This is a genomic window from Aciduricibacillus chroicocephali (assembly GCF_030762805.1).
In the GTDB taxonomy this organism is placed as follows: Bacteria; Bacillota; Bacilli; order Bacillales; family Amphibacillaceae; genus Aciduricibacillus; species Aciduricibacillus chroicocephali.
The window spans coordinates 1892644-1916697 of sequence record NZ_CP129113.1 but is presented as its reverse complement, the minus strand read 5'-3'; the positions used below and the strand labels follow the sequence as shown (position 1 = coordinate 1916697).

22 protein-coding genes and 1 tRNA gene are annotated in these 24054 nt (G+C 44.2%); 20 read left to right on the top strand and 3 right to left on the bottom strand.

Features of this window, described 5'->3' with window-relative positions:
- Positions 1-28 precede the first annotated feature (28 nt).
- From QR721_RS10030 to QR721_RS09935, 20 genes are all read left to right on the top strand, one after another.
- The gene (locus QR721_RS10030) at positions 29-1417 is read left to right on the top strand and encodes a murein hydrolase activator EnvC family protein (RefSeq protein WP_348026523.1); all 1389 of its coding nucleotides are present in this window, start codon (positions 29-31) and stop codon (positions 1415-1417) included.
- A gap of 129 nt (positions 1418-1546) precedes the next feature.
- A complete protein-coding gene (locus tag QR721_RS10025) occupies positions 1547-3013 on the top strand; it encodes a S41 family peptidase (RefSeq protein ID WP_348026521.1) in 1467 nt (488 codons plus the stop codon).
- Between the two features lie 114 nt (positions 3014-3127).
- Entirely contained in the window at positions 3128-4339 is a 1212-nt protein-coding gene (locus tag QR721_RS10020; RefSeq protein WP_348026519.1) for a PDZ domain-containing protein, read from the top strand.
- 170 nt (positions 4340-4509) lie between these two features.
- The gene (gene uvrB / locus QR721_RS10015; RefSeq protein WP_348026517.1) at positions 4510-6492 is read left to right on the top strand and encodes an excinuclease ABC subunit UvrB; all 1983 of its coding nucleotides are present in this window, start codon (positions 4510-4512) and stop codon (positions 6490-6492) included.
- 7 nt (positions 6493-6499) lie between these two features.
- Positions 6500-9382, top strand: coding sequence for an excinuclease ABC subunit UvrA (gene uvrA / locus QR721_RS10010; protein ID WP_348026515.1), 2883 nt, complete (start codon positions 6500-6502; stop codon positions 9380-9382).
- 128 nt (positions 9383-9510) lie between these two features.
- A complete protein-coding gene (locus QR721_RS10005) occupies positions 9511-9882 on the top strand; it encodes a YojF family protein (protein ID WP_348026514.1) in 372 nt (123 codons plus the stop codon).
- 9 nt (positions 9883-9891) lie between these two features.
- Positions 9892-10569 carry a bacillithiol biosynthesis deacetylase BshB2 gene (bshB2, locus tag QR721_RS10000; protein WP_348026512.1) on the top strand — a complete coding sequence of 226 codons (678 nt, stop codon included), beginning with the start codon at positions 9892-9894 and terminating at the stop codon, positions 10567-10569.
- 76 nt (positions 10570-10645) lie between these two features.
- Positions 10646-10843: a PspC domain-containing protein gene (locus QR721_RS09995; protein WP_348026510.1), complete on the top strand. Its 198-nt coding sequence runs from the start codon at positions 10646-10648 to the stop codon at positions 10841-10843.
- Positions 10843-11202: a phage holin family protein gene (locus QR721_RS09990; protein ID WP_348026508.1), complete on the top strand. Its 360-nt coding sequence runs from the start codon at positions 10843-10845 to the stop codon at positions 11200-11202. Before QR721_RS09995 ends, QR721_RS09990 begins: the two co-directional genes overlap by 1 nt.
- A gap of 126 nt (positions 11203-11328) precedes the next feature.
- Positions 11329-12264, top strand: a complete 936-nt coding sequence (gene hprK, locus QR721_RS09985; RefSeq protein WP_348026506.1) for an HPr(Ser) kinase/phosphatase — start codon at positions 11329-11331, stop codon at positions 12262-12264.
- Between the two features lie 12 nt (positions 12265-12276).
- The gene (gene lgt, locus QR721_RS09980) at positions 12277-13116 is read left to right on the top strand and encodes a prolipoprotein diacylglyceryl transferase (protein ID WP_348026504.1); all 840 of its coding nucleotides are present in this window, start codon (positions 12277-12279) and stop codon (positions 13114-13116) included.
- 24 nt (positions 13117-13140) lie between these two features.
- Positions 13141-13776 carry a pyrophosphatase PpaX gene (gene ppaX, locus QR721_RS09975; protein ID WP_348026502.1) on the top strand — a complete coding sequence of 212 codons (636 nt, stop codon included), beginning with the start codon at positions 13141-13143 and terminating at the stop codon, positions 13774-13776.
- Positions 13777-13781: 5 nt separating this feature from the next.
- Positions 13782-14264: an acyltransferase gene (locus tag QR721_RS09970; RefSeq protein WP_348026500.1), complete on the top strand. Its 483-nt coding sequence runs from the start codon at positions 13782-13784 to the stop codon at positions 14262-14264.
- Between the two features lie 114 nt (positions 14265-14378).
- The gene (locus QR721_RS09965) at positions 14379-16049 is read left to right on the top strand and encodes a glycerol-3-phosphate dehydrogenase/oxidase (protein ID WP_348026498.1); all 1671 of its coding nucleotides are present in this window, start codon (positions 14379-14381) and stop codon (positions 16047-16049) included.
- Positions 16050-16172: 123 nt separating this feature from the next.
- Positions 16173-17210, top strand: a complete 1038-nt coding sequence (locus QR721_RS09960; RefSeq protein ID WP_348026497.1) for a tetratricopeptide repeat protein — start codon at positions 16173-16175, stop codon at positions 17208-17210.
- Between the two features lie 35 nt (positions 17211-17245).
- The gene (gene trxB, locus QR721_RS09955) at positions 17246-18199 is read left to right on the top strand and encodes a thioredoxin-disulfide reductase (protein ID WP_348026495.1); all 954 of its coding nucleotides are present in this window, start codon (positions 17246-17248) and stop codon (positions 18197-18199) included.
- A 430-nt stretch (positions 18200-18629) separates the two neighbouring features.
- Positions 18630-19481, top strand: a complete 852-nt coding sequence (rapZ, locus tag QR721_RS09950) for an RNase adapter RapZ (RefSeq protein WP_431189544.1) — start codon at positions 18630-18632, stop codon at positions 19479-19481.
- Positions 19468-20427: a gluconeogenesis factor YvcK family protein gene (locus tag QR721_RS09945; protein WP_348026493.1), complete on the top strand. Its 960-nt coding sequence runs from the start codon at positions 19468-19470 to the stop codon at positions 20425-20427. The genes rapZ and QR721_RS09945 overlap by 14 nt, the downstream gene beginning before the upstream one ends.
- A gap of 57 nt (positions 20428-20484) precedes the next feature.
- Positions 20485-21435, top strand: coding sequence for a DNA-binding protein WhiA (gene whiA / locus QR721_RS09940; RefSeq protein WP_348026491.1), 951 nt, complete (start codon positions 20485-20487; stop codon positions 21433-21435).
- Positions 21436-21537: 102 nt separating this feature from the next.
- The gene (locus QR721_RS09935; RefSeq protein ID WP_348026489.1) at positions 21538-21795 is read left to right on the top strand and encodes an HPr family phosphocarrier protein; all 258 of its coding nucleotides are present in this window, start codon (positions 21538-21540) and stop codon (positions 21793-21795) included.
- A gap of 44 nt (positions 21796-21839) precedes the next feature.
- On the opposite strand, the gene clpP is transcribed toward QR721_RS09935, so the two are convergent.
- The 3 genes from clpP to QR721_RS09920 all read right to left on the bottom strand — a co-directional run bounded on the left by clpP (position 21840) and on the right by QR721_RS09920 (position 24019).
- Positions 21840-22430: an ATP-dependent Clp endopeptidase proteolytic subunit ClpP gene (gene clpP, locus QR721_RS09930; protein ID WP_348026487.1), complete on the bottom strand. Its 591-nt coding sequence runs from the start codon at positions 22428-22430 to the stop codon at positions 21840-21842.
- 235 nt (positions 22431-22665) lie between these two features.
- Positions 22666-22738 (bottom strand) — tRNA-Arg (locus QR721_RS09925).
- Positions 22739-23515: 777 nt separating this feature from the next.
- The gene (locus QR721_RS09920; protein WP_348026485.1) at positions 23516-24019 is read right to left on the bottom strand and encodes a DUF2165 family protein; all 504 of its coding nucleotides are present in this window, start codon (positions 24017-24019) and stop codon (positions 23516-23518) included.
- Positions 24020-24054: the final 35 nt, after the last annotated feature.

Genomic DNA, 24054 nt, shown 5'->3' with positions numbered 1-24054 from the left:
ATTATGCTGAAGAGAGGAGCATACGGAATTGAAAAATAAACTTAGTGCCTGCCTGCTCATTCCAGCGCTTCTAATCGGAGTTGGAACAACAGCTGAGATTCATACGGTTTCAGCAAAATCCGCTAGTGATGTTCAGAAAGAAATTGATGATCTGAACAAGAAGAAAAGCAACATTAGAGAACAGAAAGCGAATCTTTCTGGCAATAAGAAAGACACTGAAGCAAAGCTGAATGAAAATGAAAGTAAGCAGGAAACGGTGGAAAAACAACTGAGTGAGTTGGAAGAAGAACTCGGAAAGACTTTTAAGAAGATTAATGATAAGAAAAAGTCTATTACTAAAACGAATGAACAGATTAAGAAACTTGAAACAGAAATTCGCAAGCTGCATGATGAAATCGAAGTACTGAAAGATAAAATTAAAAAACGTGAAGAAATTCTTAAAGATCGTATGAAGTCCATTCAGGAAAGTGGCGGAACGATCAAATATCTTGAAGTTCTCATGGGCTCCCAAGATATTGGAGACTTCATAAGCCGCTCAACCGCTGTTGGCACAATTATGGATCAAGATAAAACGATCATGGAAGAACTTGAGGCAGATAAGAAAAAACTTCAAAGCAAGAAAAAATCTGTTGAAAACAAAAAATCCGAAGAGAAGAATAAGAAAGAAAAGCTTGTTGCTCAAAAGAAAGATCTCGATCATTTGAAGGCTTCACTAGATGACCAAAAATCTGAAAAAGATAAGCTTATGGCATCACTTGAACAAGAACATAAGCATCTTGAGGAATTCAAAGTTAGCATTGACGATGAACAGAGAATTCTTGCAGCTCAGGAAGAAGCAGTACATAAAGCCATTTCTCTTGCAGAAGGCAAAAAAGGAGAAATTGAACGTCAGGCGAGAGAAGCTGAAGAACAGGCAGCAAGATCGTCTCAGCATCAAACTTCAGCTTCAACCTCATCCTCTTCAGGGACGAGCAGCTATTCAGGCAGTGTGCCTTCAACGGGAGGAAGTGCGAAGTTCAGCTGGCCGGCATCAGGAGCTCTATCATCCGGTTACGGACATCGCTGGGGAACATTGCATGCAGGGCTTGATATTGCAAATGTAATAGGGACTCCTGTCAAAGCAGCAGCTCCAGGTGTTGTTATTTCTACAAACACACCGAATGATGGACAGATGAATGGTTATGGAAATGTTGTATTGATTGCCCACTCTATGGGCGGTACAACATATACGACACTTTATGCACATATGAGCAAGATTTCTGTTAGTGCAGGTCAACATGTGGATACGGGTGATCTTGTTGGTGCAATTGGAAACACAGGTCAATCAACAGGTCCACATCTTCACTTCGAAGTCCATCATGGTGGCTGGAACGCAGCGAAGAGCAATTCCATTGACCCGGCAACAGTACTGCCATAAGCTGATTACGAATCATGAATTGTTAATCAAAAGCATATATTTTACAAAAAGGCGTCACACTTACTGTGGGACGTCTTTTTTTGGTAAAATGGTTGGACGAACAAAGTAGCTTAAAGAGGTGTGGATATCATGAAACGAAACAGGACAAAGATCGTCCTGCTGCTCATACTTATGCTCTTGATCGGGGCTGCCGCCGGCGGTTACGCAGGCATCAGATGGTCAATTGCGAAATTCCAGGAAGAAGGAATTGGTCTTGTCCCTAGTGATAACGGGACAGAGGGTGAAGCAGAAGACGGCAATCAATCGGCCTCCATGGCAAAAATCAACCAAGCCTATAAGCTGATTCAGAAACATTATGTTGAAAAGGCAAGCGACAAGAAACTTACTGAAGGTGCGATTCAAGGGATGCTTGAGGCGCTCAAGGATCCATACAGTACATATATGGATGCAGAGACGATGAAGCAGTTCAATGAACAGATCGAAGCATCATTTGAAGGAATTGGTGCGGAAGTAAGCATGCAGGAAGGCAAAGTGACGATTGTATCCCCAATCAAAGGCTCACCTGCCGAAAAAGCAGGACTGCGTCCGAAAGACCAAATCCTTAAAATCGATGGTAAAAGCATTGCGGGACTCGATTTAAATGAAGCTGTTGAGAAGATCAGGGGCAAAAAGGGATCTAAAGTAAAGCTGGAAATCAAGCGTCCTGGTGCAAAAAGTGCTTTCAGCAAGGAAATCACGAGGGATGAAATACCTTTGGAAACTGTTGAATCAAGCATGAAGACGGTTGATGGCAAGAAAACAGGCGTCATTAAACTGACTTCATTCTCAGAAACGACGGCTGATGATTTCAACAAGGCACTTAAGAAACTTGAGAAAAAAGGCATGCAAGGACTGATCATCGATGTAAGAGGAAATCCAGGAGGTCTGCTGAACTCAGTCGAGGATATCCTTGGGAACTTTGTTCCGAATGACAAGCCTTTTGTCCAGATTGAGGATCGTAAAGGAAATAAAGAGCCACACTACTCCGACTTGAAGAAGAAAAAAGACTATCCAATTTCAGTGCTTACTGATGAAGGTAGCGCATCTGCCTCTGAAATTCTAGCTGTAGCGTTGAAAGAAACAGGCTATGATACTGTCGGAACGAAAAGCTTCGGTAAAGGTACTGTCCAGCAGGCTGTTCCGCTAGGTGATGGCAGTACAATCAAGCTGACATTTTATAAGTGGCTCTCCCCAGATGGCAACTGGATCCATAAAAAGGGGGTCAAACCGACGATTGAACAGAAACAACCAAAGTATTACTATGCCAATCCTGTACAGGCTGATAAAGTATTGACAGTCGACCATACAAGTGATGACATTGAGAACTTGCAGATCATGCTGAAGGGACTTGGATTTGACCCAGGAAGAACTGACGGTTATTTCAGCAAGGAGACCGAAAAAGCAGTCAAGGCTTTCCAGAAGAGCAATGGACTAAAAATAACAGGCAAGGCTGATAAACAAACAACGGAAAAGATTGAATCAGAAGTCGTCAATCATATTCGCGAAGGCAAAGACGACAAACAGCTTGAAAAAGCTCTTGATACACTCTATAAATAGAAAGTTACCCTCCGCAGCGTTCAGTGCGGAGGGTTTCCTTTTGTCCAAATGGGCATGTCCGGCCGGTTTGTGCTAAAATATGTAGAGTAAATGATTCAGGAAGGGGGCGGGAGAATGGTTGAATCCTGGCTCTTGGAATTGGTCAAAGGCATTGGGCGGGTTTTCCTGAACCCGATGTTATATTTGGCAGTTTTTATCATGTTCTTCGCAAGCCTGCAGCGGATCAGGCGTGAACGACTTGATTTTGGAATTATGGTCAAACCGCTGCTTGCTGAGACAAAAGGTGTTTGGAGCCTCACGCTTCTTGCAGGCCTTATCATTAGCATCATCATGCTTGGAGCTGGTTTTGTATTTTCATACGAAACAATTCTTGTTGTGAATCTGGCTGTCGTTCTTCTTGGAATTACAATACGCTTTTCTTTATTGTCAGCCGGATATACAATCGTACTCGCTGCTCTTGCCTTATACATACTGCCATACTGGTTTGGAACTGCAGGATTTCTGAATGAGTCTCTGCCACATGGCGTCAACTATTCGGGTCTGGCGATTCTTGCCGGACTGCTCATTATCGGTGAAGCACTTATGTTGAAACGGACGAAATCGAATGAATCTTTCCCTTCCCTTGAACTTGGTAAAAGAGGGCGATGGATTGGTGGACATCAACTGAAAAAGATGGGCATTGTTCCGTTCTTCGTATTGATTCCTTTAGGAGCAATCGAGCATTCATCGACTTTTTGGCCAGCTGTCACAATCGGTGGGAATACGTACGGACTTATGCTAATCCCGTTTGTTATTGGTTTCAGCTACCGAGTACACGGCGATCTGCCTGTTACCGAAAGAGCTAGATTGGCAAAACAGCTGCTGACAGTCGGTTTTACAGTTGTCATTGTTGCTTGTATTTCCATTTATGACGTCCGTATAGCGCCATTAGCATTTATTCTCGCCTTCCTCGGCAAAGAATGGATTCACTTCCAGCAGCGGAGACGTGAGCAAGGAAGCAATCCAATTTTCCATGAGAGAAAAGATGGGCTGATGGCACTTGATGTACTGCCTAATTCTCCAGCTTCTCGTGGAGGTATCCAAGTCGGGGAGCGCGTCGCTAAAGTTAATGGGACAAAAATATCCAATGTGGCTGATCTAGAAGAGGCACTTCTAACAAGCGGTTCGTTCTGCAAGCTGGAAGTGATTGGCCATGATGGAGAGAAGCGATTTGAACAGACGGCGCTTTATGATACAGATCACCGTCACCTCGGACTTGTCCTAGTTGGAGAACCGTATGACCAGAAGTATGCATCTAGAAGAATGAGTGAGTTTCAACAAGGTTAATTGAGACGGACGTCTGGAAAAGGGCGTCCGTTTTTTCTTGTTTTACCAAGTTCGTTTGCGAGAATACTTGTTCGTAATATGGTAAAATGGAGTATAGCGTTTTAAGTACGAATCTTACCGGCCACACAAATGGTGCGGATAAAATATATGGATAGATGGGGGTTTGCCTTGTGAATGACAAGTTTGAGCTTGTGTCCGAGTACAAGCCGCAGGGAGATCAGCCGAAAGCGATTCAGGAGCTTAAGGAAAGAGTTCTTGCTGGACAGCGGCATCAGACGCTTCTCGGCGCTACAGGTACAGGTAAAACTTTTACTGTTTCCAACGTTGTGAATGAAATCAATCGGCCGACACTTGTCATTGCCCACAACAAAACGCTTGCTGGGCAGTTGTACAGTGAGTTCAAGGAGTTTTTCCCTAACAATGCGGTTGAGTATTTCGTCAGTTACTACGACTACTATCAGCCGGAAGCTTATGTGCCTTCCACTGATACTTTTATAGAAAAAGACGCCAGCATCAATGATGAAATTGATAAGCTGCGTCACTCGGCGACAACAGCGTTGTTTGAACGCCGTGATGTCCTTATTGTAGCTAGTGTTTCCTGCATCTATGGGCTCGGTTCGCCGGAAGAATATAGCAGCCAGGTTGTTTCACTCCGTACAGGAATGGAAAAAGAGAGAGATGAACTGCTTCGAGACCTCGTTGACATTCAATATGCACGAAATGATATTGACTTCCAGCGCGGAACGTTCCGTGTACGCGGTGATTCTGTCGAAATCATTCCGGCTTCAAAAGAAGCAAGCTGCATACGTATCGAATTTTTCGGTGATGAAATTGACCGGATGCGTGAAGTGGATGCGCTCACTGGTGAAGTAATTGGCGACCGTGAGCATGTGGCGATTTTCCCAGCTTCCCACTTCGTAACTGGTGAGGAGACGATGAAAAAAGCGATTGTCAACATCAAGGCAGAGCTAGCCGAGCAATTGAACAAATTCCGTGAAGAGAATAAATTGCTGGAGGCCCAGCGTCTTGAGCAGCGGACGAACTATGATATTGAGATGATGGAAGAAATGGGTTTCTGTTCAGGTATCGAGAACTATTCCCGTCACCTTACTCTCCGCCCAGCTGGCTCCACACCTTATACATTATTAGACTTCTTCCCTGACGATTACCTGCTCGTTATCGATGAGTCCCATGTAACTTTGCCGCAAATACGCGGCATGTACAATGGTGACCAGGCTCGTAAACAGGTACTCGTCGATCATGGTTTCCGTCTGCCATCAGCGCTGGACAATCGTCCACTTAAGTTTGATGAATTCGAAGAGAAGACGAACCAGCTCATCTATGTATCCGCAACTCCAGGACCATATGAGTTGGAACATACACCGGATATGACAGAGCAGATCATTCGTCCGACTGGGCTGCTTGATCCGCCTATTGAAATCCGTCCGATCGAAGGCCAGATAGATGATCTGATAGGAGAAATCAACAAACGTGTTGAGAAGAATGAGCGTGTGCTCATTACGACTCTGACAAAGAAGATGTCAGAGGATTTGACCGACTATCTGAAAGAACTAGGCATGAAAGTTGCCTATCTCCATTCAGAAATTAAGACATTAGAACGGATTGAAATTATCCGAGATTTGCGTGTCGGCACATATGATGTACTGATTGGTATCAACTTGTTGAGGGAAGGGCTGGATATTCCTGAAGTTTCACTCGTTGCAATTCTTGATGCGGACAAGGAAGGGTTCCTCCGGTCAGAGCGTTCGCTTATCCAGACTATGGGACGAGCTGCTCGTAATGCTAATGGTCAAGTTATCATGTACGCAGACAGGATTACGAACTCCATGCAAGTGGCGATAGATGAAACACAGCGCCGTCGAGCTAAACAGATTGCCTATAACGAAGAACATGGCATTGTACCGCAGACGATTCAGAAAAACGTACGCGATGTGATCCGCGCAACAGTTGCTGCTGAGGAATCTGAAGAATATAAAGCAAAAACAGAGAAGTTCTCTAAGATGACGAAGAAAGACAAGAAGAAAATGATAGAGAAGATGGAAAAAGAGATGAAGGATGCTGCCAAGGCACTCGACTTCGAACGGGCCGCCGAACTGCGTGATATCGTCTTTGAATTGAAATCGGAAGGGTGAACAGCCTATGCAGAACAAAATGATCCGGGTTCAAGGTGCACGTGCTCATAATCTTAAAAACATCGATGTTGAGATTCCGAAAAATGAACTTGTCGTCGTGACAGGACTCTCCGGTTCAGGTAAATCATCACTCGCCTTTGACACAATATATGCAGAAGGACAGCGTCGCTATGTCGAATCGCTCTCTGCATATGCGCGCCAGTTCCTCGGACAGATGGACAAACCGGATGTAGACACGATAGAAGGCTTGTCTCCGGCTATTTCCATAGATCAGAAGACAACGAGCCGCAACCCGCGCTCAACTGTCGGGACAGTTACTGAAATCAATGATTACCTGCGTCTCCTTTATGCACGTATAGGAAGACCAACTTGTCCAAAGCATGGAATCGAAATCACTTCCCAGACCGTCCAGCAAATGACCGATCGCCTGCTTGAATATCCTGAACGCACAAAGATGCAGCTCCTTGCACCAATTGTTTCCGGACGCAAGGGTGAGCATGTGAAAGCACTTGAGAAACTTCGTAAAGAAGGCTATGTGCGGGTTCGGATTGACGGTGAAATGATGGAAGTGACTGATGAAATCAAGCTTGAAAAGAACAAGAAGCACTCCATTGAGGCTGTTATTGACCGGGTTGTCATCAAGGAAGGAATCGCTGGAAGACTTGGCGATTCAATTGAAACAGCTTTATCCCTTGGAGAAGGCAAAATGATTGTCGATGTCATCGGTGAAGAAGAGCTTGTTTTCAGCGAATTACACGCTTGCCCAATTTGTGGCTTCTCCATAGAGGAGCTCGAGCCGCGTCTGTTTTCTTTCAACAGTCCATTTGGTGCCTGCCCAAGCTGTGATGGACTAGGTTCGAAGCTGGAAGTCGATCTTGATCTCGTTATTCCGAACTGGGATCTTACTTTGAATGAACATGCGATTGCGGCTTGGGAACCAATCAGTTCTCAATACTACCCGCAATTGCTGCAAAGTGTGTGCGAGCATTACGGAATTGATATGAACACGCCGGTAAAAGACTTGCCTCAAGAGCAGATGGATAAAATTCTAAATGGGAGCGGCAAGGAGAAAATCCGTTTCTACTACGTGAATGATTTCGGAAAAGCACGTGATCATACTGTTGAATTTGAAGGGGTTCTTAAAAATATTGAACGCCGTTTCAAAGAGACTACATCCGATTTTGTACGCGAAACTTTAGAAAAGTATATGGCGACGAAAAAGTGTCCGACTTGTAAAGGGTATCGTCTTCGTGAGGAAGCCCGTGCAGTTCTCATCAATGGAATGCATATTGGTGAAATCAGTGATTTTTCAATTACAGAAGCGAAGAAATTTTTCACTGATGTCAAATTGACAGAGAAGGAAGCGAATATTGCTCGTCTAATATTTAAAGAAATATGTGACCGACTCGAATTCCTGGCAAATGTCGGACTCGATTATTTGACGATGTCACGGACAGCAGGCACGCTTTCTGGCGGGGAAGCCCAGCGAATCAGGCTGGCCACACAGATAGGCTCAGCGCTATCTGGAGTTCTCTATGTACTTGATGAACCTTCAATCGGCCTTCATCAGCGTGACAATGACAGACTCATTGGCACTTTGTTGAAAATGCGTGACCTGGACAATACATTAATTGTCGTTGAACATGATGAAGATACGATGATGGCTGCAGACTGGCTAATTGATATCGGACCTGGAGCTGGTGAACATGGTGGACAAGTTGTTTCCGCTGGACGTCCGGAAGATGTGCTCAAAGATCCAAACTCGCTTACAGGTGCATACTTATCAGGACGGAAATTCATTCCGCTCCCGGAAGAACGCCGCAAGCCGGACGGTCGGGAAATCAAGATTACCGGAGCAAAAGAGAATAACTTGAAAAATGTAACGGCAACATTCCCGCTAGGTATCATGACTGTTGTCACAGGTGTTTCTGGTTCCGGAAAGAGTACACTGATCAACGAAATTCTTTATAAATGCCTCGCCCGGGACTTGAACCGTGCCAAAGTGAAGCCAGGCAAACATAAAAATATAACAGGCCTCGAACATATTGAGAAAGTAATTGATATTGATCAGTCACCGATTGGTAGAACGCCTCGTTCGAACCCAGCGACATATACAAGTGTCTTTGATGACGTGCGTGATGTATTCGCGCAGACAAATGAAGCGAAGGTGCGCGGTTATAAAAAGGGGCGTTTCAGTTTCAATGTTAAAGGTGGCCGCTGTGAAGCGTGCAGAGGTGACGGCATAATCAAGATTGAAATGCATTTTCTTCCTGATGTCTATGTTCCGTGTGAAGTTTGTCATGGTAAACGATACAATCGTGAGACGCTTGAAGTGAAGTATAAAGGTAAATCAATTGCTGATGTTCTAGACATGCGTGTGGAAGAGGCACTTGAATTCTTTGCCAATATCCCGAAAATCAAGCGTAAGCTGCAGACGATTGTAGATGTTGGTCTTGGGTATGTAAAGCTCGGCCAACCTGCGACGACGCTATCGGGCGGAGAAGCACAGCGAATGAAACTGGCCAGTGAATTGCATAAACGATCCAATGGTAAGTCATTCTATATCTTGGATGAACCGACAACCGGATTGCATGCAGATGATATCAAGCGTTTGCTTGTTGTGCTTCAGCGCCTCGTCGAGAACGGTGATACAGTTCTGATCATCGAGCATAATCTTGATATTATCAAAGCAGCTGACCATATTATTGACCTTGGTCCAGAAGGGGGAGCTGGCGGAGGGCAAATCATTGCGACCGGTACACCAGAGCAGGTTGCAGAAACGCCGGGTTCCCATACAGGCGAATACTTGAAACCGATATTGGAACGTGATCGTGAACGGATGCGCAACATTAAAGAAGAGGCCGAAGAAGCAGAGCATGCCGGCAAATAGAGTAATAACGATGGACTTTTTCAGCGGCCGACTGCATTTTGCAGCCGGCCGTTCCAGTTTCAATGTTTTGACGAAACGAATCATATTCTCTAATCTTGTAGAATAGAAAGTAGCAGGGAGTGGAATTGATGAAACCGATTGAATTGAATACGGTCCAGGAACAGCTGGATCAATTTTTGAATAAACCAGTTTATATCCATGTGGAAACGACGAATGGAGCGTATGCGAGCCATTTCGGAGATGAAGCATTCAATGTTGGAGCTTATGTACGCAATGCCCAAGTAAAATACAGCCAGGCAAAAATCGTCGGGGCGAAAGGTGACTCATTCCGTGTCGGTCTGAAGCTCGAATATGGCTGGGTTTATGCTGAAGGATTGACGGATTGGGAGCTGTTCGAAGGAGATAAGCTGCTTATGGCTGGACATGACCCGGCCGGACGTTTGCTCGTCGCTCTCGAAATTAGTGAGACACCGTTTGGAACGAATAACAGAAGGGACTAGGTGGAAGGAATGAGTAAAGAACGACATGTTGTCATCATTTATCCGCATCCAGATGATGAATCATTCGGGTCTGCGGGTACGATTATTAAAATGCGTGAAGAAGGTACGCCTGTTACGTATTTATGCGGAACATCAGGTAATATGGGACGCAATATGGGATTTCCGCCAATCGCCAACAGGGAGTCCCTTGCAAAAATACGTGAAGCTGAACTAGATGAAGCATGCCGTATCCTTGATTGTGACTTGCGCATGCTCGGCTATTTGGACAAAACAATGGAATTCGAAGATAAAATGGAAGTTGCTAAGCATCTGAAGGGACTTATCGAAGAAATCAATCCGAGCCTTGTCATTACCTATCATCCACTCTACGGTGTCCATCCAGATCATAATGCAATTGCCGCTGCGACAATTGAGGCGCTACGCATGATTGATCCTGATAAACGTCCTAAGATGTGGGCACGTCCAGTCGAGCGGAATTATCGTGAAATACTTGGAGAACCGGATGTTACGTATGATGTACGGGATAATTTTGAACGTAAAATGGAAGCAATTGCAGCCCACCATTCACAGGCCGACGGCATTCTTGGAGATATGCTCCGCAAAGCTAAGCTTGACGAAACAGTGATGGAGGAAGCGATGGAAGTGCTTGGTGTTGAAGACTATTATGTTTGGGATTTTGCTGATTGATTCCTTTATTGTATGTTTACAAAAGGTCTGAATCAGGAAAAATGAATCAGAATCATGTTTATTGGGAGGAATCGGTATGAAAAGGCTATACCGTTCAAGCAGAAATAAGATGGTTGCCGGCGTTCTAGGTGGAATTTCTGAATACTTCAATGTCGACCCGACACTCGTCCGGCTCATTTTCGTTTTGCTGGCGCTCGTGACAGTCGTAATACCGTTGGTTATTTTCTACCTGATTGCTGCTCTCATCATTCCGACTGAAGGAAGTGGTTACTGATGATTTTGCGATGGTTTCTGTCGCTATTTCTCAATGCGATTGCTCTGATTGTTGTGGCTCAGCTGTTTGACTCATTCCATTTGGAAGGGTTCGGCGCTGCCTTTATCGCGAGCATTATCCTTGCGATTCTGAATGTTATTGTAAAACCGTTTCTCGTTTTGCTGACATTGCCAATCACAGTGATATCACTCGGCTTGTTCCTGTTTATTATAAACGCAATCACACTCATGATTGCCCAGGCAGTTATGGGATCTTCCTTTGTGATTGATAATTTTGGTACTGCTATTATCGCTGCGATTATTATTTCAATCATCAATCTCATTTTGAACAAACTAGTCAAAGACACAATTGTGTCCTAGAAGATTGTCCTCCTACTGAAATAGTGGGAGGGCTTTTTTCTTGTTTCTGTCATGCTTGAGTTGTTTATGCTAAAATAAATCACAGTTGCTAGCTCGATTTTTTAGCTTGAACGAAAGGATGTTTTTATGGGATTTGTACGGACAAAAGACCTTGTTGGTCGGTTGAATATGAACCTCCTTGCCGGTGAAAAAGGACTGGACAGAAAAATTACAACGAGTGAAATTTCACGCCCAGGTATTGAAATGACCGGATATTTTGCCTACTATGCCTCAGAGAGATTGCAGCTGATCGGGCGCAAGGAGATGAGTTATTTCCTGGAATTGGATCACGAAACGCGTCAGGATCGGTTGAAACGTATGTTTACTGATGAAACACCGGCGGTAATTATTGCCCGGGGAATGGAAGTGCCAGAAGAATTCATTGAGGCGGGCAATAAATATGATATGCCAATTTTTCATTCACCTTTGAAGACGACACGGGTCATTGGCAGACTTACAAATCATCTCGAAGCCAAGTTCGCCCCTTTTACTGCCGTACATGGTGTGTTGCTCGACATATATGGAGTTGGCGTTCTCATTACGGGTAAAAGCGGCATTGGCAAAAGTGAAACAGCACTTGAGCTTGTAAAGCGTGGGCACCGACTTGTCGCTGATGACAGTGTAGAAATTCGCCAGGAGGATTATGAAAATCTAATTGGTACAGCACCTAACTTAATTGAGCATCTGCTTGAAATCCGCGGTCTCGGTATCATTAATGTAATGACATTGTTCGGCGCTGGTTCGGTTCGCCGTTTTAAAAAAATCAACATGATCATCGACTTGGAAGAGTGGGTTGAGAATAAGCAGTATAACCGGCTCGGCCTTGAAGATGAGACAGCGCAGATCATGGACGTGACCCTTCCAAAAGCGACAGTGCCGATTCGTCCTGGACGAAATCTCGCTGTCATTATTGAAGTAGCTGCTATGAATTTCCGAGTAAAGCTCTTTGGTCTGAACCCGGCGGAGGAATTTTCCGATCGGCTTACGTCAATGATTGAACAGGGAAAACATGATTTGGAATAGGAGGGATGTTCTATGAGTTGCAGCGCACCCCATTTGGACAGAGTATTTATTCAAATCGGTTCACTGCCGATTTACTGGTATGGTGTCATTATCGCTGCCGGTGTTTTCATCGGTTTGTTTTTGGCACAAAGAGAAGCGGCGAAACAGAATCTTGAGAAGGATTCAATTATCGATCTCGTTATTCTTGCAGTGCCCGTTTCCATCATCTTTGCAAGGATCTATTATGTTCTATTTGAGTGGGATGCCTATGTTGGTGGGCCATGGTGGAAGTGGTTTGCGGTATGGGAAGGCGGCATTGCAATCCATGGAGCTCTAATTGGTGCTACACTGACTGCGATTGTTTATACGAGAGTGAAAGGAATCTCATTCTGGAAGATGGCTGACATTCTGGCGCCGAGTCTGATTCTCGGACAGGCAATTGGCCGCTGGGGAAATTTCATGAATCAGGAAGCGCATGGCGGTCCGATGTCAAAGGCTGCTTATGAAAATTTCCATCAATATTTGCCTGATTTCATTATGAATCAGATGTGCATTGATGGTGTTACATATTACCCGACATTCCTGTATGAATCGGTTTGGGATTTGATCGTGTTTGGTCTTCTTCTGCTAATCAGAAAGAAAAATCCACTCCGAGGTGAAGTATTCCTCAGTTATATGATGCTTTATTCAGTCGGCCGTTACTTCATTGAAGGATTGCGCACAGATTCTTTGTACATCATTCCAGGCGTCGTTCGTATCGCCCAAGTCGTCTCATTGCTGTTGATTGTGGCAGCCATTCTGATTCTGATTTACCGAAGAAGAAGCGGTCTTGCTAATGTGCGATATAACGGTGAGCCACGGCAAGAAAAATAAAATTAGCTGAAAGGATGACATAATTTGGCTATACAGACGATTCTATTTGATCTGGACGGAACTTTGATTGATACGAATGAATTGATCTTATCCTCTTTCCAACATACATTTGACTTTTACGACCTTCATTTTTCACGCGAGGAGCTTTTGCAATTCAACGGGCCCCCGCTGCGGGAAACATTCCAAGCGGTAAATCCTGAACTTGCTGATGAAATGATTCGGGTCTATCGAGAACATAATATTAAACACCATGACGCTCTCGTTGAAGCATTTCCAGGTGTTGTGGAGGTTGTATCCACTTTGTACCGCAAAGGCTTCGGACTTGGTATCGTGACGGCAAAAGTGGATCAGACTGTTGAAATGGGACTGAAGCTGACAGGGCTGGATGGCTTTTTCAATACTGTCGTCACAGCTAATGATGTCGTACATTCAAAACCTCATCCTGAACCTGTAATCAAAGCGATGCACGAACTGAAGGCTGACCCGCGGACGACAATTATGGTTGGTGACAATTCCCATGATATCGAAGCTGGCAGAAATGCTGGAATACGGACAGCTGGTGTTGCCTGGTCTCATAAAGGACGTACATTTTTGGAAACTTTCAAGCCTACTTACATGCTTGAAAAGATGGAAGATTTACTAGAGATTATAGGGGTCTAACTTATATGAGAAAAGTGGACCGCTTTCCGGTAGAAGGGCCGAACCCGCTTTTTCGGATGTACTCGACAGTCTCTTTTTTAAAAGTGGTCAAAAACTTCATTGTCATTCAAACGTCGCGTTACACTCCATGGATAACAGTGAAAAATATCCTTTTTCGCTTGTTTCTTCGTATGGAGGTGGGCGAACACTCAGCGTTTGCATTGATGGCAATGCCAGACCTGCTTTTTCCGGAGAAAATTAAAGTTGGGCGCAATACGATTATCGGCTATAATACGACAATTCTGACCCACGAATATTTGACCCATGAATACCGGACAGGCAATGTTGTAATTGGCGACAATGTAATGATCGGTGCCAACACAACAATTCTGCCTGGTGTAACAATTGGAGATGGAGCGGTTGTTTCTGCAGGCAGTCTTGTCCACAAAGATGTGCCTGCCGGTATGATGGCTGGAGGAAATCCGCTACAATTCATTCGGAAAATATGAAAAAGCAAGCACCGTACAAAGTGCTTGCTTTTTTGTTTGTCCATGTACATGAATCAAGGATTTCAGGGTATCTATATTAAGAATAGGTTAATACCCGAATGAGGAGTGGTCGGTGTGAAGTTTTCGAGTGAACAAAGAAGCAAAATCATAAAGAAAATGGAATCGGAACAATTTGATGTGCTCGTCATTGGCGGGGGAATTACAGGAGCCGGCATCGCTCTTGATGCAATCACACGCGGTTTGAAAGTCGCCTTAGTAGAAATGCAGGATTTCGCAGCAGGTACATCTAGCCGCTCAACGAAACTTGTCCATGGCGGCTTGCGCTACTTGAAAAACTTTGAAATTAAAATTGTGGCTGAGGTAGGCAAGGAAAGGGCGATCGTCTATGAAAATGGACCCCATGTAACAACACCCGAGTGGATGATGTTGCCGTTCCATGCAGGGGGAACATTCGGACCGTTTACAACGAATGCAGGTCTTCGCGTCTATGACTACCTCGCTGGAGTTAAGAAAAAAGAGCGGAGGAAAATGCTGTCTCCGGGAGAAGCAGCAGCAAAAGAACCGCTCATTCGAAAAGACGGATTGAAAGGTGCCGGCTATTATGTGGAATACCGAACGGATGATGCGCGGTTGACCATCGAAGTATTGAAAAAAGCGGTCCAGAAAGGTGCCTTTGCGATCAATTATGCGAAGGTACAGGAGTTGGTGAGCCGCCCAGATGGGAAAATCGCCGGTGTTCATATTGAAGATATGAATACAGGTAGACTTCACGAAATACATGCTAAAAAGGTGATCAACGCTGCAGGCCCTTGGGTGGACAAAGTAAGGGGACTTGATGAACAGGTGCATGGCAAACGTTTACAGCTAACGAAAGGTGTTCATCTCGTCTTTTCCCTAAAAGATTTCCCGCTTCGCCAGGCAATTTATTTTGATGCACCTGATAAGCGGATGATCTTCGCTATTCCACGCGAAGGAAAAACATATGTCGGAACTACGGATACCGTATATGACGGTGATATCCAGCACCCTCAGACGCTTAAAGAGGATAGAGATTACTTGCTTAATGCCATCCACTATATGTTCCCGGATGTGAAAGTCGGTCCAGAACATGTGGAATCAAGCTGGGCAGGGCTCAGACCGCTGATTGCCGATGAAGGCAAGAAACCTGGAGAGATTTCACGTAAAGAGGAAATCTTCATTTCTAAATCAGGCCTTATTTCAATGGCAGGGGGCAAGCTGACAGGCTATCGGAAAATGGCTGAGATAGCAGTGAATGAAGTGGTGAAACAGTTAAAGGACGAAGAAGGCATCCTCTACTCTGAATCGGAAACGGAACATATGCCGATTGCCGGCGGTGAAGTAGGCGGTTCTAAAGGATTTGCACGGTACAGAACGCGTAAACTTGAGGAAATGGCTGCTCTCGGTATTAGTAAAGAGATGGCGGAGTATGTGTTAAGTCTCTATGGAGCAAATACTGACCATGTGTTGGAATTATATTTAAAAGGGAAAGATTCCGCAAAATATGCAAATCTCGATCCACTCGTCTATGCGATGCTCGTTTATGGCATTGAAGAGGAAATGGTCAGCCGGCCAATCGATTTCCTCGTAAGACGAACAGCTGGTGTATATTTCCATATGGAATGGGCCAAACAACAGAAAGAACCGGTCATCCAATATATGAAACAGAGATTCGGCTGGACGAAGGAATGGACTGAAAGGCTTACAGAAGAAGTCGATTCAGAAATCATAGAAGCGGAAAAAGCGGCAGCAGACATGCTAGACTAGGCAGGCAGCAACCAAGCTGTCTGCCTTTTTTTGTTCGCTATGGGTCAAAGTACCGTAAAGCTGTGTGTAAATTAGCGAACGACTATGTTATACTTTGGGGAGATTAATTATAGGGGGATTGGGATGCCTAGCGTAAAAGACAAACCTTCGAGCAAACAGCTGAATAATCTTGTCCCTTTTATTCCCGACGGTGATTTCTACTTTACCAAAGGAGTCGAAGCGTTTCGCAAGACAAAGTTCCAGTCTGCGATCAAGTGGCTGCAGAGAGCGCTCGAGCTGTCACCGAAGGATCCGCTTTACCAATGCCAGTTGTCCGTTGTCTATACGGAGATCGGTTTTTTCCATTCTGCAAATGAACTGCTTATGGATGTACTGGATCGCAACCGTGACAAATATCCGGACTGCTATTACTTGCTTGCTAACAATTATGCACATCTCGGTCTTTTAAATGAAGCGAAAAAGCATGCCAGCTTCTATTTGAACGTTGAGCCGGATGGAGATTTCGCTGATGAGGCTGAGGCTTTACTTGAGCTATTGGATATAGATGAAGAAGATGATGAGTGGGAGCTTGACAATGAGGACGAATTGCTCGTATCTCAGGAAGCAATTTTCCGTCATATGGAATATTTGGAATGGGAAACGGCACTGCCGCTCATTCAAGAAATGATGGAAAATTTCCCAGACCAGCCTCTTGCCAAACATGATTATGCACTTGCACTTTTTGAAGCGGGTGAACGTGAAAAGGCTCTAGAACTTGAGTTGGGCCTTCTTGAGAAAAATGAAGATGAAATACTTAGCCATCTGAACCTTGCTGTGTTTTACCATGAACTTGGTGACAAGGAGAAATCGGAACAGTTTACTAAGCAGTTGCTTAATGTATATCCGATGCATGAGCAGCAGAAACTGAGAATTGCCGTAGTGCTTGCAAAAACAGGTCATTATGAAGTGGCATGCAACCGTTTCCGCCAGCTTCAGCGTTCAGGAGTACGCAGCCATCCATCTTTCTACAGATGGTTCAGTCGCTCATCCTACATGCTTGGTGACCATGAGACTGCCGACCGGCTTTGGAATGAAGGTTGCCGCAAGCATGCGCCGCTTATGCGGGAATCAAAGCCGTGGGAATTGAGCAAAAATATGGACGAAAACGCATCGATTCAATAAGCTTGAGAGAGAACTAAGAAAAGGGGCGACTTTGAATGTCCGAAGACCGTATCTATGATGTAATTATTGCAGGTGCTGGGCCGGCTGGCATGACGGCAGCACTTTATGCTTCACGTGCCAACCTTGATACAATGCTAATCGAGCGCGGTATTCCCGGCGGTCAGATGGCGAATACAGAAGAGGTAGAGAACTTCCCTGGATTTGAAACAATCCTTGGTCCAGATCTCTCCAACAAAATGTTTGAACATGCGAAGAAATTCGGTGCCGAGTATCAGTATGGAGATATTAAGGAAGTTGTCGACCATGGCGATTACAAGGTCATCAAAGCTGGTGCTGACAAGGAGTATAAGACACGCACTTTGATTATCACTACTGGAGCTGAACATAAGAAAATCGGCGTACCTGGGGAAGAAGAACTTTCAGGACGCGGGGTTTCCTACTGTGCAGTATGTGATGGCGCATTCTTCAAAAATAAAGAACTTGTCGTAATCGGCGGGGGTGACTCTGCTGTCGAAGAAGGAATTTATTTAACGAAGTTTGCGAGCAAAGTAACAATCATCCACCGACGTGATGAGCTGCGTGCTCAGAAGATCATCCAGGAACGTGCTTTTGACAATGAGAAAATTGACTTCATCTGGAATACAGCGCTTGAGTCAATTAATGATAAAGACGGAAAAGTCGGCAGTGTAACGCTCGTGAACCGTGAGACAGGTGAGAAGTCTGATTTCGCAACAGATGGTGTATTCATCTATATCGGAATGTTGCCACTGAGTTCTCCATTTGCATCACTTGGAATTACGAATGAGGAAGGATACATTCCAACAAATTCCGAAATGGAAACGAAGATTCCTGGTATTTACGCTGCAGGAGACATTCGTGAAAAACATCTTCGCCAAATCGTAACAGCGACTGGTGATGGTAGCATTGCAGCTGAGTCTGCACAGAAGTATCTTGAAGATTTGAAAGACAAAATGAGAGCTACTAAATAAGCTATACAAAAAAATGTAACACTACGTTAACGCTCGCGTAACATAAGCGAAATATTTTTGGGGTACAATATAATTACTAATTGACCCCCTTTTAATATATTTTGGCACAGACGCTTATGTCTGTGCTCTTTTTTTTGTCCACAAAATTGGGTTTGTTGCAAATGACGATTCATTGTATAATGTGGATAAGAACAAAGAACGTTTTTTTATACGATTGATCACGGATCGGTATATGCTAAACCTCAACATAATCATGTTATATCGAAATAACATAACATGAGAAGCCCCCATATTCTATGCGCAATGAGACTGTTAAGCTTTTTCTGACATCGGTGCAAAGGGGTTACCCACAGTGTGGATATGAACCATGAAGGAGAGAGCTTGCGTGTTGATAAATGAAAAGGAAACAAAACTTGTAATCATTACTGGCATGTCGGGTGCCGGAAAGACGGTGGCCGTGCAGAGTTTTGAAGACTTGGGCTATTACTGTGTTGACAATCTGCCTCCCGCATTGCTCCCGAAATTTCTGGAATTGCTTAAAGACTCCTCCAATACAATCTGCAAAGTTGCCCTTGTCATGGATTTAAGGGGACGTGAATTCTTTGATTCCCTCGTTCAAGCACTTGATTTTCTGGATAAAGAAACTTGGCTTACCCAGCATGTGCTCTTCCTGGATGCAAAGGACGGTGCGCTTGTCCGCCGCTATAAGGAAACGAGACGTTCGCATCCACTTGATCCAGGAGGACGCATTATTGAAGGGATTACGAAGGAACGTCAGCTGCTGGATGAATTGCGAGGAAGAGCTCAGCGCATCATAGACACAAGTGAATTGAAGCCTCGTGAATTGCGGGAGATGATCCTATCTAAGTATTCAGAGGAAAAGCAGGATATTTTCTCTGTTCATTTCGTTTCATTTGGCTTTAAGCATGGTATCCCGATTGATGCCGACCTTGTCTTCGATGTCCGCTTTCTCCCCAACCCTTTCTATGTCGAGAGCTTGAAACCACTCACAGGTCTGGATTCGGAAGTTTCCTCCTATGTCATGAAATGGTCCGATACGCAGCAATTTATTGAGAAATTGCAGGATCTGCTCCAATTCATGATTCCTCAGTATAAAAAAGAGGGCAAATCACAGCTCGTCATTGCAATCGGATGTACTGGAGGCCAACATCGTTCGGTTACCTTAACAGAATATTTCTCAAAAGCTTTATCTAATTTGTGTCTGACACATGCGAGCCACCGTGATATAGAGAAAAGGAAGAAATATAATGAACAAAAATGAACAACCAAAAGTCGTTGTTATCGGCGGGGGAACAGGTATGCCGGTTCTTCTGCGCGGTCTGAAAAATCTCCCAATCAATCTGAAAGTACTGGTTACTGTTGCGGATGACGGGGGGAGCTCCGGCCGCCTGCGTTCGGAAATGGAAATCCCTGCACCTGGTGATGTGAGAAATTGTCTCGCAGCTCTATCTGATGCTGAACCGATGCTGCTTGGCCTATTTCAGCATCGCTTCAAGGAAGGGAATGGACTTTCCGGACACTCAATGGGTAATTTATTGCTTGCTGCAATGTCATCGCTGAGTGGTGATTTTTATACCGGCATCAAAGAGATTTCGCGTGTTCTCTCTGTAAAGGGAGAAATTTATCCGATTTCTAATGAAAGCATGTTGCTGCATGCTGAAATGGAAGACGGATCGATTGTTTCAGGGGAATCCAATATTCCGCTTTCTGGTAAAAGAATTAAACGTGTATTCCTATCTCCTCAGCCTGCACGTGCACTTCCTGATGCCGTAAAAGCGATTTGCGATGCTGATTTTGTAATCATCTCGCCGGGAAGCTTGTATACGAGTATTTTGCCAAATCTCATTTTTCCTGAGATTGATGAAGCACTACGCCAGACGAAGGCAAAAGTCGTCTACATTTGCAATGTGATGACACAGTATGGAGAGACGACTGGTTTTAAAGCTTCTGATCATATTAGAGCAATTACAGATCATATTGGTCATGAAGCTGTCGATGCTATTATTGTTCACAATGAACCGATTGAGAAAGAAATGCAAAAACGATATGCGGTCGAAAATGCAGAACCGGTTGAATATGATATAGAGAAGCTTGTTGATATGGGCGTGGAAATTATTGAAGGCGATATCATCGATCATGAAGCGCCGACTTTGCGTCATGATACATCCAAGGTGGCAAAGCTGATTCAGGCATTGATCAGCAGTTAATATCGTCATGAGCAGGCGAGCATATTTGCCGTCTGCAGGAGGGGAGGGCGAAGCAAAATGTCCTTTGCTTCTGAAATTAAAAAGGAACTGACTGGGATTGAAGTGGATTCTTGTTGTACATATGCAGAACTTGCCGCGTTAGTCCGAATGAATGGGGCCATTTCTTTTTCCAGAATGGACTATACACTTGATGTACAGACTGAGAATGCGGCGATTGCCAGACGAATTTATACATTGATCAAATCTGTATATAAGTATCCAGTTGAACTGCTTGTCAGGAAGAAAATGAAATTGAAAAAGAATAATGTTTATATTGTACGCTTGAAAAGGAATGTCGCCGAACTTCTTAAAGATCTAGGCATCCTGCGAGAAGCGAACATTTTGACACGCGACATACCGGATAAGTATTTGCAGAACAATTGCTGTAAACGTTCCTATTTACGCGGAGCTTTTCTTGCAGGCGGATCGGTGAATAATCCTGAAACCTCTTCTTATCATCTGGAGATCTTCAACTTTTACAAGGAGCATAATCATGCATTATGCTGCCTGTTGAATGACTTCGGATTGAAGTCACGTGAACTGGAACGGAAAAACGGGTATATTGTATATATAAAAGAAGCAGAGAAGATTACAGAATTTCTGAATATTATAGGGGCTTATAACGCTTTATTCAAATTTGAAGATGTTCGTATCGTGCGTGATATGCGTAATTCCGTCAATCGTCTCGTCAATTGCGAGACAGCCAATTTGAATAAGACGATTGGAGCGGCATTCCGCCAAATAGAAAGCATCAAATATATTCAGGAAACTGTAGGAATTGAAGCTTTGCCTGAAAAGCTGCAAGAGATCGCTCGCCTCCGAATTGAACACCAGGACGTCTCTCTCAGAGAGCTCGGTGAATTGGCATCAGGTGGCAATATTTCAAAGTCTGGTGTGAATCATCGGTTGAAGAAGATCGATGATTTTGCAGAAAAATTGCGCCGTGGCGAGCATGTTTTTAATAAATAGCACATTCAGGGGAAAAATAAACTAAAGAAATTAATGCCATTTCCAACAAGGCAGCATTGAACGAAGACAAATCTGCAAAGGCCATATGGAAGGATGATTGAAATGGTGGAAAAGACAGTACAAATTAAACTGGATCCGGGTTTGCAGGCGAGACTTGCCGCTAAATTCGTCCAGGAAGCAACAAGATTCTCATCACAGATCAATCTGCTGAAAGATGGTCGTACAATTAACGCAAAAAGCATTATGGGACTCATGAGTCTCGCAATGGCAAAAGGTGAGGAAATTACGCTCCAAGCTGAAGGAGCGGATGAAGAAGAGGCATTGGATGTGCTTGTTCGATTCGTAACAAATGAAAGCTAAAACAACCCGTGAACAATATTTGTTCACGGGTTGTTTTTTTAATGTTACTTCTTCTCTTTTTTCTCAATGACTTTGTCGATAAGACCATATTCTTTAGCACGTTCAGCAGTCATGAAGTTATCGCGGTCAGTATCGCGTTCAACAACCTCAAGAGGCTGGCCGGAACGTTGTGCCATGATTTCATTCAATTTTTGGCGCATTTCGATAATACGTTTAGCGTGAATCTGAATGTCAGCAGCCTGACCTTGAGTACCACCAAGAGGCTGGTGAATCATGACTTCACTGTTAGGCAAAGCATAACGCTTGCCAGGAGCACCAGCAGTCAATAGGAATGCACCCATTGAAGCAGCCATACCGATGCAGATTGTAGATACATCAGCATTGATGAACTGCATTGTGTCATAGATCGCCATTCCGGCAGTGATGGAACCACCAGGAGAGTTGATATAAAGAGAGATGTCCTTTTCAGGATCTTCTGCTTCAAGGAACAAGAGCTGAGCAACGATTGAGTTGGCGACATTATCGTCAATCTGGCTGCCAAGCATGATGATGCGGTCTTTCAAAAGGCGAGAGTAAATGTCATAAGCACGTTCCCCGCGATTTGTCTGTTCAATAACTGTAGGTATCAAGTTCATAGTGATTCCTCCTCAAGTATCCATTTCGTTTTCCAGATTTATCATAACTCAATAGGTCAATTAAGGTCAAACAAAAACGTTCAACATTTTTTGCATATGTAGTAAAACTGGAAGCTCTCTATATTATGCCCATTGGCAAAAGGAGGTAAACCTTGCTGTAGTATGGAAACCGGATCGGAATATAAAAATGGCAAGGGTACGAAATGTGCCCTTGCCATTACAGTAAAATATCTAGCGCGCCTAAGAGGATTCGAACCCCTGCACCTGGTACCGGAAACCAGTGCTCTATCCGACTGAGCTATAGGCGCATAATTAGCATGCAAGAGCTATTATAGCGTTTGGAAAAGATTAATGCAAGTAAAAAGAAGCTGGGACTTAACTAATATTGTTTATGTAAAAGAGGAACAATGAATTAGATAACATCATGGTATGACAACGATTGCGCCCCGCCGGATTTGCGCTACAGGCGAACGCTTTAAACCAAGGGCTCAAGGGCGACATCTGTTCAAGTTTCTTTCACAGTGTCTACTTTGCCACGGGCATGGCTTTAGCTAAATTCCAGGCAAAGAACGCCTGGAATATTATCTTCTGCTCATGCTATTCCCACGAAGGACACGACGTCCTAGTGCCGACAATGCCACAGGACGTGGCGTTATGTCGGCTTGAAGTCATCGCCTTCCACTGCAATCCTTGATAGAACACCGGACATAGCGGAGAAAAGATGCGAGAATCCCGCGGGAAGATAGCTAAAATCGGTCGCGTCCTGCGACCAACGCCATCACTAGGCATCCTGCCGTCGAAACAAACGTACTGAGACAGTGAGGCGCTTGCGCCACAGTGGCTCAGTGCTTGCCCGCAGGTAAAGAAAGACACTGAGAAAGCGACTGAAAAGGTAGCTTGAACAGATGTCGCACTTATGCCCTTGGGTGAAAGCGAGCATTCTTTTCGCAGCGGCGGCTTACCTCAAAAAGAATCAATATTCGAAAATGAAAACCCCGAACCAAAGCAATTTTATTCCTTGCATTAGTTCGGGGTTTTATAGGGTTTCTATAGGCTAAAGACACTTATGTCCCAGCCTCTGTCCATTAATCCTCTTTAATCATAAGAACGATGATGCATGCACTGATATATGTTGTCAGGCGGAAAGCGGAATCAAGACCGTTCCAGATTTCGCTTTGCCACATGGCAAACCATTCTCCACCAATTACCTGGAAACCGAGGAACCAGACTGTGATACCGAGTAGAAGACCGATGAATCCCCACTTCTTAGCAGCGTGGAAAGAGGCTGCATCTGCTTTCATGTATTTACCCATTTTCCAAGCACCGACAAGACAGGAAATAGCGATAATCCACTCAACAATAATAATAAGGATGTAACCTGTATGGTGTACCCATGTTGCACCGAGTGCACGGTACATGAGGCTATTGCCGTCAAAAGTTGTATCCATGCTAAGGACATGTTTTACGAATTCAAAGTTTGAATTGTAGTCTGTTACGTTTCCAAAAGCAACGAGAAGAACGTAAAGGCCGAAGAAACCGGTCATTAATGTTTTCGTTAATCGAATATAGTAGTTTGTATTTCTCTGCATACGTTGATACCTCTTTCTTAGATTGTTTTAGATTG